Source organism: Snodgrassella sp. CFCC 13594, assembly GCF_001590725.1.
Classification (GTDB): Bacteria; Pseudomonadota; Gammaproteobacteria; order Burkholderiales; family Neisseriaceae; genus Snodgrassella.
Map to the genome: position 1 here is coordinate 41,447 of NZ_LQXR01000008.1, position 14,876 is coordinate 56,322.

At 47.1% G+C, this 14,876-nt stretch carries 14 protein-coding genes, 1 tRNA gene and 1 pseudogene; 9 read left to right on the forward strand and 7 right to left on the reverse strand.

Annotation, left to right across the window (positions count from 1 at the left end; translation table 11 throughout):
* Nucleotides 1–44: 44 nt before the first annotated feature.
* The 4 genes from A2F46_RS06350 to A2F46_RS06365 all read right to left on the reverse strand — a co-directional run bounded on the left by A2F46_RS06350 (nt 45) and on the right by A2F46_RS06365 (nt 3,348).
* Nucleotides 45–1,358 (reverse strand): dicarboxylate/amino acid:cation symporter, encoded by a 1,314-nt coding sequence (locus tag A2F46_RS06350; protein ID WP_066568168.1) that lies wholly within the window; start codon nt 1,356–1,358, stop codon nt 45–47.
* Nucleotides 1,359–1,857: 499 nt separating this feature from the next.
* Nucleotides 1,858–1,934 (reverse strand) — tRNA-Pro (locus tag A2F46_RS06355).
* A 116-nt stretch (nt 1,935–2,050) separates the two neighbouring features.
* Nucleotides 2,051–2,761 carry an SAM-dependent methyltransferase gene (locus A2F46_RS06360; RefSeq protein WP_066568171.1) on the reverse strand — a complete coding sequence of 237 codons (711 nt, stop codon included), beginning with the start codon at nt 2,759–2,761 and terminating at the stop codon, nt 2,051–2,053.
* Nucleotides 2,758–3,348, reverse strand: coding sequence for a nucleoside triphosphate pyrophosphatase (locus A2F46_RS06365; RefSeq protein WP_066568173.1), 591 nt, complete (start codon nt 3,346–3,348; stop codon nt 2,758–2,760). The genes A2F46_RS06360 and A2F46_RS06365 overlap by 4 nt, the downstream gene beginning before the upstream one ends.
* Before the next feature lie 52 nt (nt 3,349–3,400).
* On the opposite strand from A2F46_RS06365, the gene A2F46_RS06370 reads away from it, so the two are divergent.
* From A2F46_RS06370 to fabG, 8 genes are all read left to right on the forward strand, one after another.
* Nucleotides 3,401–3,904, forward strand: a complete 504-nt coding sequence (locus A2F46_RS06370; RefSeq protein ID WP_066568175.1) for a DUF177 domain-containing protein — start codon at nt 3,401–3,403, stop codon at nt 3,902–3,904.
* Between the two features lie 26 nt (nt 3,905–3,930).
* On the forward strand, nt 3,931–4,110 hold the full coding sequence (rpmF, locus tag A2F46_RS06375; protein ID WP_066568177.1) for a 50S ribosomal protein L32: 180 nt from the start codon (nt 3,931–3,933) through the stop codon (nt 4,108–4,110).
* A gap of 148 nt (nt 4,111–4,258) precedes the next feature.
* On the forward strand, nt 4,259–4,789 hold the full coding sequence (locus tag A2F46_RS06380) for a phosphoribosyltransferase (RefSeq protein ID WP_066568180.1): 531 nt from the start codon (nt 4,259–4,261) through the stop codon (nt 4,787–4,789).
* A gap of 7 nt (nt 4,790–4,796) precedes the next feature.
* Nucleotides 4,797–5,846 (forward strand): phosphate acyltransferase PlsX, encoded by a 1,050-nt coding sequence (gene plsX, locus A2F46_RS06385; protein ID WP_066568306.1) that lies wholly within the window; start codon nt 4,797–4,799, stop codon nt 5,844–5,846.
* Between the two features lie 46 nt (nt 5,847–5,892).
* Nucleotides 5,893–6,852, forward strand: a complete 960-nt coding sequence (locus tag A2F46_RS06390; RefSeq protein ID WP_066568182.1) for a beta-ketoacyl-ACP synthase III — start codon at nt 5,893–5,895, stop codon at nt 6,850–6,852.
* A gap of 41 nt (nt 6,853–6,893) precedes the next feature.
* The gene (locus A2F46_RS06395) at nt 6,894–7,757 is read left to right on the forward strand and encodes a hypothetical protein (protein ID WP_066568184.1); all 864 of its coding nucleotides are present in this window, start codon (nt 6,894–6,896) and stop codon (nt 7,755–7,757) included.
* A gap of 52 nt (nt 7,758–7,809) precedes the next feature.
* The gene (gene fabD, locus A2F46_RS06400) at nt 7,810–8,754 is read left to right on the forward strand and encodes an ACP S-malonyltransferase (protein ID WP_066568186.1); all 945 of its coding nucleotides are present in this window, start codon (nt 7,810–7,812) and stop codon (nt 8,752–8,754) included.
* Nucleotides 8,755–8,777: 23 nt separating this feature from the next.
* The gene (gene fabG, locus A2F46_RS06405) at nt 8,778–9,521 is read left to right on the forward strand and encodes a 3-oxoacyl-ACP reductase FabG (RefSeq protein WP_066568188.1); all 744 of its coding nucleotides are present in this window, start codon (nt 8,778–8,780) and stop codon (nt 9,519–9,521) included.
* A 139-nt stretch (nt 9,522–9,660) separates the two neighbouring features.
* Here the strand turns inward: fabG and A2F46_RS06410 are convergent, their stop codons facing one another.
* Complete coding sequence (locus A2F46_RS06410; protein WP_066568190.1) at nt 9,661–10,611, reverse strand: CysB family HTH-type transcriptional regulator; 951 nt, start codon at nt 10,609–10,611, stop codon at nt 9,661–9,663.
* Between the two features lie 462 nt (nt 10,612–11,073).
* Here A2F46_RS06410 and A2F46_RS06415 point away from each other — a divergent pair.
* Nucleotides 11,074–11,789 (forward strand): annotated as a pseudogene (locus tag A2F46_RS06415) (OmpA family protein).
* A gap of 192 nt (nt 11,790–11,981) precedes the next feature.
* On the opposite strand, the gene metG reads toward A2F46_RS06415, so the two are convergent.
* On the reverse strand, nt 11,982–14,042 hold the full coding sequence (gene metG / locus A2F46_RS06420; protein ID WP_066568192.1) for a methionine--tRNA ligase: 2,061 nt from the start codon (nt 14,040–14,042) through the stop codon (nt 11,982–11,984).
* 334 nt (nt 14,043–14,376) lie between these two features.
* Nucleotides 14,377–14,811 (reverse strand): copper resistance protein NlpE, encoded by a 435-nt coding sequence (locus A2F46_RS06425; protein ID WP_066568194.1) that lies wholly within the window; start codon nt 14,809–14,811, stop codon nt 14,377–14,379.
* Nucleotides 14,812–14,876: the final 65 nt, after the last annotated feature.

A 14,876-nucleotide genomic window follows, 5' to 3' on the forward strand; every position in this document is an offset into this window, starting at 1 on the left:
CATAAAAAAGCCCACAATATTTGTGGGCTTCAATCAACCAATAATCAATCTTCGGCTTCAGGCAAGGCATGACCAGCCATGGCTGCCTGAAGGCGATCTTTATCCAAGGCATTCTCCCAACGAGCCACCACAATGGTGGCGCAGGCGTTGCCAATCAAATTGGTCAACGCGCGGCATTCAGACATGAATCGATCAATACCTAAAATCAATGCCATGCCTTCTACCGGTACTTCCGGTACTACCGTTAAGGTCGCCGCCAGCGTAATAAAGCCCGCACCGGTCACCCCAGCCGCGCCTTTGGAACTCAACATGGCCACACCCAACAGCAACAATTGATGTCCCAGAGTAAGCTCGATATTACATGCCTGCGCAATAAATAAAGCAGCCAAAGTCATGTAGATATTGGTGCCATCCAAATTAAAAGAATAGCCAGTCGGCACCACCAAACCCACCACCGATTTTTTACAACCAGCACGGTGCAGTTTTTCCATTAAAGTGGGCAAAGCCGCTTCAGATGAACTGGTCCCCAACACCAACAGCAATTCTTCCTTGATGTACTTAATCAAACCAATAATAGAAAAGCCATTGTATTTAGCCACGGCACCCAGCACGATCAACACAAATAATAATGCCGTGATGTAGAAGGTCAAAATCAAATACAAAAGATTACCGATGGAGCCGATGCCGTATTTACCAATCGTAAATGCCATCGCACCAAATGCACCCACAGGGGCCGCTTTCATCAAAATAGACACCATTTTGAATACCGGCGCAGACATTTCTTGGAAAAAATTAACCAAAGGACGGGCTTTATCGCCAATCAAGGCCAAAGACACACCAAACAACACAGCAATAAACAATGTTTGCAGGATGTTGCCATCGGTTAAGGGGCTGACTGCCGTAGTGGGAATGATGTCCATCAAAAAGCCAACGATGGTGGAATCATGCGATTTCTTCACATATTCCTGCACCTTGGCCGATTCCAATGAAGATGGATCAATATTCAGACCATGGCCTGGTTGCGCCACATTGGCCACAATTAAGCCAATAATGAGCGCCAATGTGGAGAAAGTAAGGAAATAAATCATCGCCTTACCAGTTACTCGGCCTACGGTTTTCATATTGCTCATGCCGGCAATACCGGTCACAACCGTTAAAAAGATTACCGGAGAAATAATCATTTTTACCAATTTAATGAACGCATCGCCCAACGGCTTCATGCTTTCACCAATCGCGGGGTAAAAATAACCCAACAGAATGCCGATGGTAATGGCAATAATCACTTGTACATACAGAATCTGATACCACTTATGTTTTTTAGGTGGCTCGTTCATCTCTGCAATATCTAGAGGGAGCATGTTTTTCCTTTGCAAAACTCATTATTTGATTGTGTTTCTTATACCGTGTTCACTTAGTTGCCTGAACATTCGTTGGGTATTATAGCCAAAACAAAATTTAACAAAAAGATATTACCATTTACAATTTAATATCCAATGATTTAATCACCTATTTTTTAAGCAATTTTCGAAAACAGTACTGCATTAATTTCATGTCAATGTCCTTTCATTTGACATAAATCAAGCCATTTTCTTTGCCATATTCAATTCTGTTCCCCAACCAGTCAATCTCCCGCAAAAACAGAATACCAATCACAGCAATACATCAGAAAGTCAGTGATGCAACACAATGATTACTCGGCATTGACGATGATTATGGCCTCTCCCAAAACCACCCCTCGCTCCAAAAAATTCATTGGGCCCACAAAATGCTTATTCTGAAACCGATCGGATTATTGAGCGTGATCGTTCTGTAACCCATAAAGAAAAACCGCCATGAACTGAATCATGGCGGCTAAATTGGTCGGAGTGAAAGGATTCGAACCTTCGACCCCCTCGTCCCGAACGAGGTGCGCTACCGGGCTGCGCTACACTCCGTAAATGAAGTCAGGCATTATAGGCGCGTGTTTTTCTTTTGACAACCTGCCCATCTGACTCAATAACAACGGCATCAACCAATGATTTATTTCACGATAACGTGTTTATGGCGTGTGTTAAGCATAAAGCACAAATAAACAAGGCCGCTTTTTCAATTCAGGCAACTTAGCCATTCGACGCCATGCAGCAACCGGCTGACTGATGATAAGTTGCGTGGGCAAGGTCAAATCCGCAGCAATACACAAGCGCGTCTCTGCATGCAACAAGCCAATGGCATCAGTCAACAGAGCATCATTTCGATACGGCGTTTCAATAAACAATTGCGTTTCATGCGTTTTCTGTACATGCCGCTCCAACGCTCTTAGGCTGGTCGCCCGTGCTTCTTTGTCTGCAGGCAAATACCCTTTGAAAGCAAATTGTTGCCCATTGGCACCAGAAGCCATTAGTGCCAACATGATACTGGACGGGCCCACCAACGGCTGTACGGCAAAACCTTCTGCATGCGCCAAAACCACCAACTGTGCTCCTGGATCTGCCACCGCAGGGCATCCTGCCTCACTCATCAAACCGATACTGCGGCCCGCACGCAAAGGCGCTAATAATGTGGGCACAGTCGTGGCAGCCGTGTGTTCATTTAATGTCTGTAAATTCAACTCCCGAATGGGCCGTGCTAGCCCAAAGGCTTTTAAATGCGCCCGTGCAGTTTTCTCGGCCTCCACCACAAAATCACTCAGGTGCACAATCAAAGCCTGTTCATGCGGCAATAAACAAGGTATATCGGCCGTACCCAGTGGCGTTGGAATCAGGTACAAGACGGGCTGGCTCATAATATCTCCATTCCTTCGGCTAATAAAAAATCCACCAAGCGGAAAATGGGCAACCCGATCAATGCATGCGGATCGCTTGAGTCAATGCGTTCAATCAATAAAGCCCCCAAACCCTCGCTTTTAGCTGCCCCCGCACAATGCACCGCATCTGGTTCCAACGCCAAATAATGAGCAATTTGCGCGTCGGTGAGGGCCCGCATGGTCACTTGCGTTTCGTCCACATGCTTGTGTATGCGATTCTCCGCCACATTTAACAACACCACGGCAGAATAAAAAGAAACCGTTTGCCCACGCAAGCAACGCAGCATTTGTTGTGCTTTCGCCACGGTTAACGGTTTACCCAATTGTTGCTCGTGGCACCAAGCAACTTGATCAGATCCAATAATTAGCGCATCAGGGAATGCACAAGCCAATGAGCGTGCCTTCCCTTCCGCCAACCGCAAAGCCGTTTGTGGTGCTGTTTCATGGGGCAACGGCGCTTCATCAAAACACGGCTTGGCTACTTGAAACGGCAGTTGTAAACGGCGCAACTGCTGTTGGCGATACAGCGAACTGGAACCCAAGATCAGTTTTCTGGATGTATTCATGGCGGCACAACAATTGACAAGATAATGGCATGGATAATATCATACCCCGTTTATGTTAGACCTTAATTTGATTGATACGGCTGCGTTCACTCAGGGGCGTCAAATTGTGTCGGGCAATATAAGCTTGGCTCAGCTGGATGAACGCGTGTGGTCGCATGAATTACTGGCAAATCGTGACGATGAGATTCGATACCGCATTAACGGGGGAATCGATCGTTGGCAACGTCCATTTTTCGATATTGATATTGAAGGCGTAGTGCAATTGGTGTGCCAACGTTGCCTGAAACCAGTAAGTCATACACTGCATGACCAAACCCAAGTGGTTTTGTTTGCTAATGAGCAACAACTGGATGAGGCCATGACCGCCGATGACGCACCAGAAGGCATTCTGTGGATGCCGGAGATCAATCTGAAAACTTTGGTGGAAGACCAACTACTGATGGCCATCCCATTTGCACCAAGGCACGACGATTGTGACAACGCCCTACTGACGCGGGCCAATCAAGACCAAGCCAACCCATTTGCCCAGCTGGCTGGTTTAAAAAGCGGCCACTAACACCATTTATTTATCAGGAGCAAGACATGGCAGTTCAACAAAACAAGAAATCCCCTTCAAAACGCGGCATGCACCGTTCACACGATGCTTTGAATGCCACTCATTTATCCACTGACGCCAATACCGGCGAAGTGCATTTGCGTCATCATATTTCTCCCAACGGCATGTATCGTGGCCGCAAAGTGGTGAAAGCCAAAGACGAATAAGCCCAGCGAACTTACTGAGAAATAAAGCCAGACATTGCCCAGGCAAACACTGGCTTTTTTGCATTGAGTCGCCTGAGGCCATACTAACCATTATTCAGGCAGCCTATCCATTCATGAAGCCGCCATCTCAACCCCGCACGGATTTCCGATGAAGAAAATCTGGTACACCTACGAAGACATCCATCGTGCCATTAAAATATTGGCCGATAAGATCAACCACGCCCAACAGCCTTTTGATGCCATGATTGCCATTGGCGGCGGTGGTTTCATACCGGCACGCATACTGCGCACTTATTTAAACATTCCCATCTACACCGTGACTTTGTCCTATTATGACGTCAATGACCATCCCACCGACAGTCCACAAAAAATACAGTGGACAGAAGGCTTGGCCTCTCAGTTAAAAAACAAACGTTTACTGGTGGTCGATGAAGTGGATGACAGCCGTGTTACCTTGGAATATTGCATTCGCGAATTACAAAAAGATGGCTTCCATGAATTGGGCGTGGCCGTGTTGCATGAAAAGCGCAAACCCAAAAAAGGCTTTTTGCCCGAAAATCTTCCCTATTACAGTGGCATTCAGGTAGAAGACTGGTGGATTAACTATCCATGGGATGCTTTGGATATCCAAGCCCACAACCAGCAAGCCGCCACTGCTCACCCCACAGAGAAACCTTAACATGACCTTGAAAACCATTGCAGTAGATATGATGGGCGGTGATTACGGCTTGCCCGTCACTCTGCCCGGCGCATTGGCTTTTTTAAAAATGCAACCTGATGCTCAATTGATCTTGGTTGGCGACGCCGATACGCTACACGCTGCCTTGCAAGACGCGCAGATTGATACCCATCGCATCCGTATTCAGGCAGCCTCAGAAGTGGTGGACATGGACGAATCACCCCAGTCGGCCTTGAAAAACAAAAAAGATTCCTCCATGCGCGTGGCCATCAACCAAGTCAAAGAGGGATTGGCCCAAGCGGCTGTTTCTGCTGGCAATACGGGCGCTCTAATGGCCACCGCGCGATTTGTTTTAAAAACCATCCCCGGTATCGACCGCCCCGCCATCGCTAAATTTTTACCAGGCCAAAACAACCATTTGTCTTTGGTATTGGATTTGGGCGCCAACGTAGATTGCACCAGCGAACAACTATTGCAATTCGCCATCATGGGCAGCCAGCTTGTGTCTGCCATGTTCCCAGGCAAGGCCAATCCCAGGGTAGGCCTAATGAACGTTGGTACTGAAGACATTAAAGGCAACAGCGTGGTCAAACAAGCACACCAATTGCTGGCCGAAAGCGGTTTGAACTTTATTGGCAACGTTGAAGGCAATGCAGTATTCAGTGACCAAGTTGATGTGGTCGTGTGTGATGGTTTTACCGGCAACGTGGTGCTCAAAACCATTGAGGGCGCTGTCAAATTTATCGGCAGCGTCATCAAAGAAGAATTTACCCGCAGCTTCTTGACCAAGTCTGTGGCCATATTGGCCATGCCCAGTTTAAAAGGTTTTAAAAAACGGCTGGATCCACGCCGGTTTAATGGCGCTATATTCTTGGGTTTGCGCGGGGTGGTCGTCAAAAGCCATGGTGGCACAGATGCGGAAGGATTCTGTTATGCATTGCAAGAGGCTTACCATGAAATCAAGGTAGATACCCTAGATAAAATTGAAGCCGGCATTGCCAAACAAGTAGCTGCGATGGAAGCTCAAGCAGAAGCAGCAGAAAAGCAGACAAACTAGAGCAGTTTGTCTACAATACCCGTTTTGTCGCATCAAAGATTACACCATGCCTTATGCTCGCATCATTGGCACCGGTAGCTATTTGCCGGCGCGCCGCATGACCAACGATGACCTCAGCAAAATTGTCGACACCTCCGATGAATGGATTGCCACTCGCACCGGCATTCGAGCTCGGCATATTGCCGCGCCCGAAGAACAAACCAGCGATTTGGCAGTTCAAGCGGCCACGCGCGCTTTAGCCAATGCCGACATTCAAGCTACCGACATTGACTTAATCATCGTGGCCACCTCCACTCCTGACATGACCTTCCCGGCCACAGCCTGTATTGTACAAAACAAATTGGGCATCAGCGGCTGCCCTGCCTTTGACGTTCAAGCAGTGTGTGCTGGTTTTATGTATGCGGTAACCACCGCCCATGCTTATATCCAAAGTGGCTTGGCTACAAAGGCTTTAGTCATTGGTGCAGAAACGTTCAGCCGATTACTTGACTGGCAAGACCGCCGCACGTGTGTGTTGTTTGGCGACGGTGCCGGCGCCGTAGTATTGTCGGCTTCCGATGCCCCCGGCATCATTCATGCCAAACTTCAAGCGGATGGCGCCTATAGCCACATTCTCAGCACGCCAGGAAAACTATCCTCGGGAGTCATCGAAGGCGCACCCTATTTGCATATGGACGGCCAAGCTGTTTACAAATTTGCCGTTAAAGCACTGGCCAAAATCGGCACCGAAGTAATTAAGGAAGCCGGTTATACTGCTGCTCAAATTGATTGGGTCATTCCCCATCAAGCCAACTACCGAATCATTGAATCCACCGCACGTCATCTCGACATCCCCATGGACAAAGTGATTGTTACTGTCGCAGAGCAAGGCAATACCTCAGCTGCATCCATACCTTTGGCTCTGGATCAAGGCACCCAAGATGGACGCATCCAGCGTGGGGACACCTTATTACTGGAAGGCATAGGCGGCGGCTTCGCTTGGGGCGCTATTTTGTTAAAATACTGATGAGCATTTTTCTGTGAATAGAGATAGGATAATTTAAGGCCATGCTTTCTTTATCTGCGTTGCATGACATGCGTCCGCTCATCATGACGCCCAGCCATGATGGCAAATATTTTCATAATTATGTTTTATCCTTGCTGAACTTGTTGAATCAAGGCAAACAAGATGGGCTAAATCTACAAATTTCCTTGCATAAAGGAGAGAGCCTGATTACCCGAGCACGCAATAATTGCGTGGCCGCATTCATGGCCCAACCTGAATGGACACACTTATTCTGGATCGATTCAGACATCGGTTTTTCCGTTGAATCAGCCTATCGCTTGCTGCTGGCCGACCATGATATTGCAGCAGGAGTCTACCCGCTTAAATTAGAAAACTGGCCCGCCGAAGGCATACCAGCAGGGATGACAGAAGCACAATTTATTGCACATTACACAAGATATACAGTGAATATGGGCCAAACCGATGAAGTCGGTGATGTACACCTCAACATAGACGAACATGGCTTTATGGCTCTAAATGAGGCTCCAACCGGCTTTATGGTGATTAAACGCCAAGTATTCGATCAGCTCATGGCTGCATATCCAGAACTACAATACACTCCCGATTCCATCGGCGTGACCAATTTAGGACTGCATTATCAATTCTTTGATTGCACGATTGACCCGGTTAGCCGCCGTTATCTATCGGAAGATTATGCTTTTTGTCGTTTATGGAATCAACTGGGTGGTCAGGTATATGTAGATACCCGTTCCAACTTAACACATCAAGGCAGCAAATTGTATCAAGGTCCATTTGCACAATCACTATTAGATAACCTGCCTTTTGCCGTTGGTGCGCCTACTGGCGCCCACATGTTTCTGCATACCGATCAAAATCTAAAGTTGAACCCACCTGCTCCCCAGTAATATTTGGATGCTCCTTTCAGAATTACCATACTGCCATGCAGAGAGGATAATTATGCGTTTTGCTTTTTTCTTTCCCGGTCAAGGCTCACAAAGTCTCAACATGATGGCTGGATTTGACGGCATGACTGTGGTCAAAAACACGTTCGCAGAAGCCAGTGATGTGTTAAATCAAGATTTGTGGGCAATGATTACCGGTACCAATGCATCACCGCTCAATGAAACCATCAACACCCAACCCATTATGTTGGCTGCAGGCATAGCCACTTGGCGCGCTTACCGCGAATTGGACGGAGCGACACCCGTCGCCTTAGCGGGGCACAGTCTAGGCGAATATTCAGCTTTGGTGGCTTCAGGCAGCCTGTCATTTACCGATGCCGTGCGCTTGGTGCGCTTGCGTGCACAACTGATGCAAGACGCAGTACCTCAAGGCGAAGGTGCTATGGCCGCGATTTTAGGCTTAGATGATGACGCAGTGCGTGCCATTTGTGCCCAAGCAGAAAGAGAATGTCCCCATACCGTAGCCGAAGCTGTGAATTTCAATTCCCCTGGCCAAGTGGTCATTGCTGGCAGAGCTAACACCGTTGCCAAGGCTTGCGAATTAGCTAAAGAAGCAGGAGCCAAACGGGCTTTGCCACTACCAGTTTCTGTCCCATCTCACTGTCGCCTGATGCGACCGGCAGCAGACAAACTGGGTCAGGCATTGGAAACCATTCCTTTCCTCTCTCCGAGCATTCGCGTGCTGCACAACGTTGACGTCTGCAGCCATAGTGATGCCACAGCCATTAAAGAGGCATTGGTACGCCAACTGTACTCACCGGTGCGATGGACGGAAACTGTTGCCAAGCTGATACAAGAAGGCATTACCGATTCAGCCGAGTGTGGGCCAGGTAAAGTATTGTCGGGTTTGGCCAAACGCATCGATAAAACCGCTAACTGCGCCTCATTAACCAGCCAAGAAGCGATGGAACAATTTATCGCTCATCACCCAGCTGCCTGAAAACGCTACCCAAAAGGACAAACATGAACCAAGATTTGAGCGGCAAAATCGCATTGGTCACGGGCGCCTCCCGTGGTATTGGCGCGGCCATTGCCCAAACTCTGGCGCAATCAGGTGCACGCGTCATCGGCACTGCCACCAGCGAAGAAGGTGCCCAAACCATCAGTACACGCCTCAAAGAGCATCAAGGCCAAGGCAGAGTCTTGCGGATTGGCGATGAAAACAGCATCGAAACATTAATAACCGACATCGAAAAAACAGTTGGCACAATTGCCATCCTGGTCAACAACGCCGGCATTACACGTGATAATTTATTGATGCGCATGAAGGAGTCAGAATGGGACGACATCATGCAAATCAATTTAAAATCGGTTTTTCGCACCAGTAAAGCCGTGATGCGCAGCATGATGAAAGCACGCCATGGCCGCATCATTAACATTACATCGGTTGTCGGTGTAATGGGTAACGCTGGCCAAGCCAATTATGCGGCAGCCAAGGCTGGCCTAATTGGTTTTGCCAAGTCCATGGCTCGAGAAGTAGGCAGCCGCGGCATCACTGTCAATTGTGTGGCTCCCGGTTTCATTGATACGGACATGACTCGCGATTTACCAGAAGAACAGCGCCAAATGTTTGCTGCTCAGACTGCGCTGGGCCACTTTGGCACACCTGAAGACATTGCCGATGCTGTGTTATTTTTGGCCAGTGAACAAGGTCGTTACATCACAGGACAAACTTTACACGTCAATGGCGGCATGCTCATGCCTTAATGATTAATAACCAAAACATATAAAAAGGCTGCCTGAAAACCTCTCACGCAGCCTTTATTATCAATTTCAAATTCAATAGCCATTTTTGCTTTGCTACTCACCCAACCAGTCTGCTATGGCTGCATCGAAACTCAAAAAACTAAATAGAGAAATCGTCATGCAACGGTGCATACAACACAGCTTCGATGCGTTCTCGGCTTAACGTTGGTGCATATAAGGCCAAAAATGCATAGCCAAACCCACGCAAGTAGGCATCTTGACGCAAGACCACATGAGAGAAAGAAGGCTCAAACAAATGCTCGGCACTAATGCGCTGCAATCCTTCATCCTCAACTGCGTCATAAGCCATCGATGCCATCAATCCAATACCCAAACCCAGTTTCACATAGGTTTTAATGATATCTGTATCAGCCGATGCCAGCACCACTGGCGGTGGCTGGATGTGAGCATGCGCAAAAGCACGGGCAATATGTGAATCCCGTTGGAATGCAAACTCATAAGTCACCAAAGGATAATTCGCAATATCTTGTAAAGACAAAGGCCGTGTGAGGGACAGCAAAGGGTGGCCATTGGGAACCACTACACTGCGATTCCACGCATAGCAACTCATTTTGCGCAATTCTGGATGTTGCTGCGCCAATTCCGTACCGATAGCAAAATCGGCTTCCCCATCCAAAACCATTTTATCCAATGCCCCTGGGCTGGCAGGCAAAATCGACAACTGCACTTGCGGATACTGTGCCACAAATGCCGATACCACCTTGGGTAGGGCATAACGCGCCTGAGTGTGGGTTGTCGCGATAGATAATGAGCCCGCGCCTTGATCCGCAAACTCAGTACCGATGCGCTTGATGTTGTGGACTTCTCGCAAAATGCGTTCAGCAGTTTCCAACACCACTTTTCCCGGCGCCGTTACTGCCACCATGCGTTTCCCATGGCGCACAAACAAAGCCACACCCAATTCATCTTCCAATAAGCGAATTTGTTTAGAAATACCGGGCTGTGATGTAAATAACGCATCGGCAGCATCCGACACATTTAAATTCTGGCGATAAACCTCAACGGCATAACGCAATTGTTGTAATTTCATCGAAATTCACACTCAGCTTCGTCAAAATGTTTCATTGATGCAACAATACCACAACTGACCATGCTGCTCACAGCACAAACCAGCGTCAGCCATGCAAAATAAATAACCAAAATTCACTGGTGTACCGAAACTCTACAAACGTTCTAGTGAGCGAGTTACTATTAGCCACTTAACTGTTGTTTCTCTGCAACATCCAATACAAAGCCTTTGAGTTTTAGTTGCAAATAAGTGACACCACCCCCGTTTTTGGGCATGATTAGGCATTAGGAAGCGGGTCGTCTAGCAGCTTCGTAAAGGTAGACAGATATTGACAGGTTGGCTGTGAGTTTCTATAGTTTAGCCTTGAATTATCATTAGCTACCCGCCCAGTTTGAGCGGCCTGTAATGGATGGTATTTGCGTTTTGAGCGATTGACTTCATAACCACTCAAAACACATAACAATTTTTTGATGAGGGAATAACATGACCAAACAGCTGAAATTGAGCGCATTGATTGTCGCTATGGTTGCTTCAACTGCCGCTTTCGCCGATGGCGTGGTTCCGGATGCCAGCTGGACCGGTAGCCGGAAGGTGCCTACAACGGTTACACCACCAGCTCTGCTCCTGTCACCGGTACTGGTGAAGTTGTGGTAACTGGCGCCGTATCTGCCAAAGATGGTTCTCCAGAATGCTGGAAAAATGGTTTCAACGATGATGTTGATCCTACTGTAGCCAACAACTGTGCTCACCCAGTTGCCCAAGCTCCACAATATGTTGACGAAACCGTTGCATTGTCAGCCAACTTCTTGTTCGGCTTTGATAAATACAATTTGCGTCCTGAAGCTCGCACTACTTTGGATCAATTGGCTGCTCGTTTGTCTGATACTCGCGTACAAACTGTCCGTGTTGAAGGCAACACTGACTTCATGGGCTCTGAAGCTTATAACCAAGCTTTGTCTGAACGACGTGCTCAAGCCGTTGCCAACTACTTGGTTGAACATGGTGTATCTGCTCAGAAAATTTCTGCAGTTGGCTTGGGCGAATCTCAAGCCCGTATGACTGCAACTTGCCAAGCAGAAGTAGCTAAATTGGGTAAAAAAGTATCTGCAGCCAAAAAACGTACTGCATTGATTGCTTGTATCGAACCAGACCGTCGTGTTGACGTGAAAATCCGCACTTTGGTTACCAAAGAGAAATAATTGGCTTTACCAATTAAAACCCTGCTTTTATAGCAGGGTTTTTTATTACCTCCTGCTGAGTAAACCAGAAATATCAAGCTTTGGATAGGGCCCAAATCTATTACCCTAAGGCATTACTTAAGCACATTATTAACTGCCGCCCAATAAAAAGCAGCCAACAACGGCTGCTTTCATTAATCACGTCTAGTTAAACTAGCCAACCCGCATACCTGGCTCAGCGCCGCTGTCTACATCCAACAAAAATAGCTGATGATCCGGCCCTGATGCTGAAGTAATCATGCCTTCAGACAAACCAAACTTGGCCATTTTCCGGGATGCAAAATTGGCCACCACAATAACCTTACGACCAACCAGCTTTCCTGGCTCTGGGTAACTCGCTGCAATACCAGAAAAAATAGTACGCTGTTCAAACCCCAAATCAACACGGAATTTCAATAATTTACTGCTGCCTTCAACCTTGTCACAAGCCAATACCTGCGCCACGCGTAAATCAATCTTCATGAAATCATCAAAGGAAGCAATTGGTGCAATCGGTTCATAACTGGGGGCCACAGCCTGAACGGGGGGTTGGATACTTTGCTTATTGGCTGCAATCAAATCATCTACTTGCTGTTGTTCTACTCGCTGCATTAAGTGCACGTAATTATGAATGACATGACCGGCCGGCAATACACTGGTGCTGTCAGCCCATATTAATTCAGGGATATTGAGAAATACAGCTGCTTTTTTGGCTAATTCTGGCAAAACAGGGGACAAATAAACCGTTAAAATGCGGAAAGCATTAATTAATTCACTGCACACCAGGTGCAGCCGTTCATTCTGTTCAGGTTGTTTCGCTAATTCCCAAGGCTTGTTGGCATCCACATATTCATTAACTACGTCAGCCAACGCCATCACATCTCTTAGCGCGCGCGCATATTCACGCAACTCAAAATCACGAGCAATGGTTTCACTCTGGCTCATCAAATCACGAAGTAAGCCGCTGTCATTCACTGACAATAGGCAACCGTCAAATCGTTTGGCAATAAATCCTGCCGCGCGGGCAGCAATGTTGATATACTTCCCCACCAAATCACTGTTGACACGGGCAATAAAATCACCCAAATTCAAATCCAAATCCTCAATCTTGCTATTGAGCTTGGCCGCAAAATAATACCGCATCCATTCTGGGTTTAAGCCTTGCTCCAAATAAGAACGCGCAGTAATAAAAGTCCCGCGGGATTTGGACATTTTCTGCCCATCCACAGTCAAGAATCCATGCGCAAACACACCAGTTGGAATACGATGTTGCGAATAATGCAGAGTGGCTGGCCAAAACAAAGCATGGAAATACAAAATATCTTTGCCGATAAAGTGGTACAACTCCGCTTCGCTATCGGCTTTGAACCAATCGTTAAAATTAACGCCAATGCGGTCACATAAATTTTTAAATGAGGCCATGTAGCCAATAGGCGCATCTAACCAAACATAAAAATACTTGCCTGGAGCATCGGGAATTTCAAAACCAAAATACGGCGCATCGCGGCTGATGTCCCAATCGCTCAAATTATCGTCTTTAAGCCATTCGTTCATCTTATTCAATGCTTCAGCCTGCAGATGCGGCTGAATCGCGCCGTTGGCTAAAGTACTGTTGCCTGAAGTCCATTGCTTTAAAAAATCCGCGCACTCACCCAATTTGAAGAAAAAGTGCTCAGATTCTTTGAGTACGGGTGTGGCACCGGAAATCGCAGAATAAGGATGAATCAACTCTGTTGGGCTATAAGTTGTGCCGCATACCTCGCAGTTATCACCATATTGATCTTTCGCATGGCATTTCGGGCATTCGCCTTTAACAAATCGATCCGGTAAAAATAAATTTTTTTCAGGATCGTAGAGCTGTTCAATGGTTCGGGTTGCAATTTTGCCATTGGCCTTCAGTTTTAAATATATTTCGCGTGAAAATTCTGCATTTTCAGGCGAGTGCGTGCTGTAATAATTGTCATAGCCAATACCAAACCCGGTAAAATCGGCCAGATGCGACTCGCGCACTTGAGCAATCATCGCTTCCGGGGTTACGCCTTGTTTCTGTGCTGCCAACATGACAGGGGTACCATGGGTATCATCCGCGCATACGTAGTAGCATTCATGCCCTCGGGATTTTTGAAAACGAACCCAAATATCAGTTTGGATGTGTTCGACCATGTGACCCAAGTGGATATTGCCATTGGCATAAGGCAAAGCCGAGGTCACTAAAATTTTTCTTGTCTGCGTCATGATTCCGTATCACATTCACTCACTACAATGAAACAAATTATAACAGAGCGAACCTATGGTTGCCTGTTTACCCATATCAGAAAGGATGCTGCGGAGCCATTCTACTCAATGCGCCCATGTAGCTCATGCCAAGCAAAATTCAAACTCTTTGCACGCTGCCACCAAAATGCGAGACTAAGCTGGGATTGAGTAAACGAAATAAACATTAAAACAAATGGAAGCAAACATTATCTGGAAATAACCCGCACGACAAAGCAAAAGGCTGCCTGAAAAATCTCAGGCAGCCTGCACGAGCTCGATCAATATTGAAATTCAATCATCGGTACAACTGGATCTAGCTCACTTTTTTCAAAACATATGTTGTGGCTCTTTTACCATGCAAAGGCGAACCATCGGCAGCAGTACGCTCCTCCACAAAACCATTGCCAATCATAAAGCGACGCAAATCACCATCGCGATCCAAAATCACTTGTCTCTTATCGGCAGACCATTTAAACCAACCACCGGCCTGGGTATTCAGCACATCAGCCCGACCCACCCATGTCTCACGCAGAACATACTGCCCATTAGGCTGTAAAATCAATTGAGTCCGTGCACCGTTGCATACAGTACACGGCAAAACGCCTTGATAAACACCGGCCCACTGTGCCGATGAGGTACTCGTGCGCGCTGACTTCATCTTTCCCTGACCGATGGCCGCATACGCCCCACTGGCATAGAGAAAACCCAAAGCGCCTACCACATAAGCAATCAATATTTTTTTATTCATCTTTCTGGCTCGCAAGTAATGGCGTAAGCATTAGTGTAAGGCCGTGAAAAAAAGTTCCATCTCCA

Coding starts and splice junctions, on each gene's coding strand:
- A2F46_RS06350 (WP_066568168.1), bottom strand. CDS start 1,358: ATGCTCCCTCTAGATATTGCAGAGATGAACGAGCCACCTAAAAAACAT.
- A2F46_RS06360 (WP_066568171.1), bottom strand. CDS start 2,761: ATGAGCCAGCCCGTCTTGTACCTGATTCCAACGCCACTGGGTACGGCC.
- A2F46_RS06365 (WP_066568173.1), bottom strand. CDS start 3,348: ATGAATACATCCAGAAAACTGATCTTGGGTTCCAGTTCGCTGTATCGC.
- A2F46_RS06370 (WP_066568175.1), top strand. CDS start 3,401: ATGTTAGACCTTAATTTGATTGATACGGCTGCGTTCACTCAGGGGCGT.
- rpmF (WP_066568177.1), top strand. CDS start 3,931: ATGGCAGTTCAACAAAACAAGAAATCCCCTTCAAAACGCGGCATGCAC.
- A2F46_RS06380 (WP_066568180.1), top strand. CDS start 4,259: ATGAAGAAAATCTGGTACACCTACGAAGACATCCATCGTGCCATTAAA.
- A2F46_RS06390 (WP_066568182.1), top strand. CDS start 5,893: ATGCCTTATGCTCGCATCATTGGCACCGGTAGCTATTTGCCGGCGCGC.
- A2F46_RS06395 (WP_066568184.1), top strand. CDS start 6,894: ATGCTTTCTTTATCTGCGTTGCATGACATGCGTCCGCTCATCATGACG.
- fabD (WP_066568186.1), top strand. CDS start 7,810: ATGCGTTTTGCTTTTTTCTTTCCCGGTCAAGGCTCACAAAGTCTCAAC.
- fabG (WP_066568188.1), top strand. CDS start 8,778: ATGAACCAAGATTTGAGCGGCAAAATCGCATTGGTCACGGGCGCCTCC.
- A2F46_RS06410 (WP_066568190.1), bottom strand. CDS start 10,611: ATGAAATTACAACAATTGCGTTATGCCGTTGAGGTTTATCGCCAGAAT.
- metG (WP_066568192.1), bottom strand. CDS start 14,042: ATGACGCAGACAAGAAAAATTTTAGTGACCTCGGCTTTGCCTTATGCC.
- A2F46_RS06425 (WP_066568194.1), bottom strand. CDS start 14,811: ATGAATAAAAAAATATTGATTGCTTATGTGGTAGGCGCTTTGGGTTTT.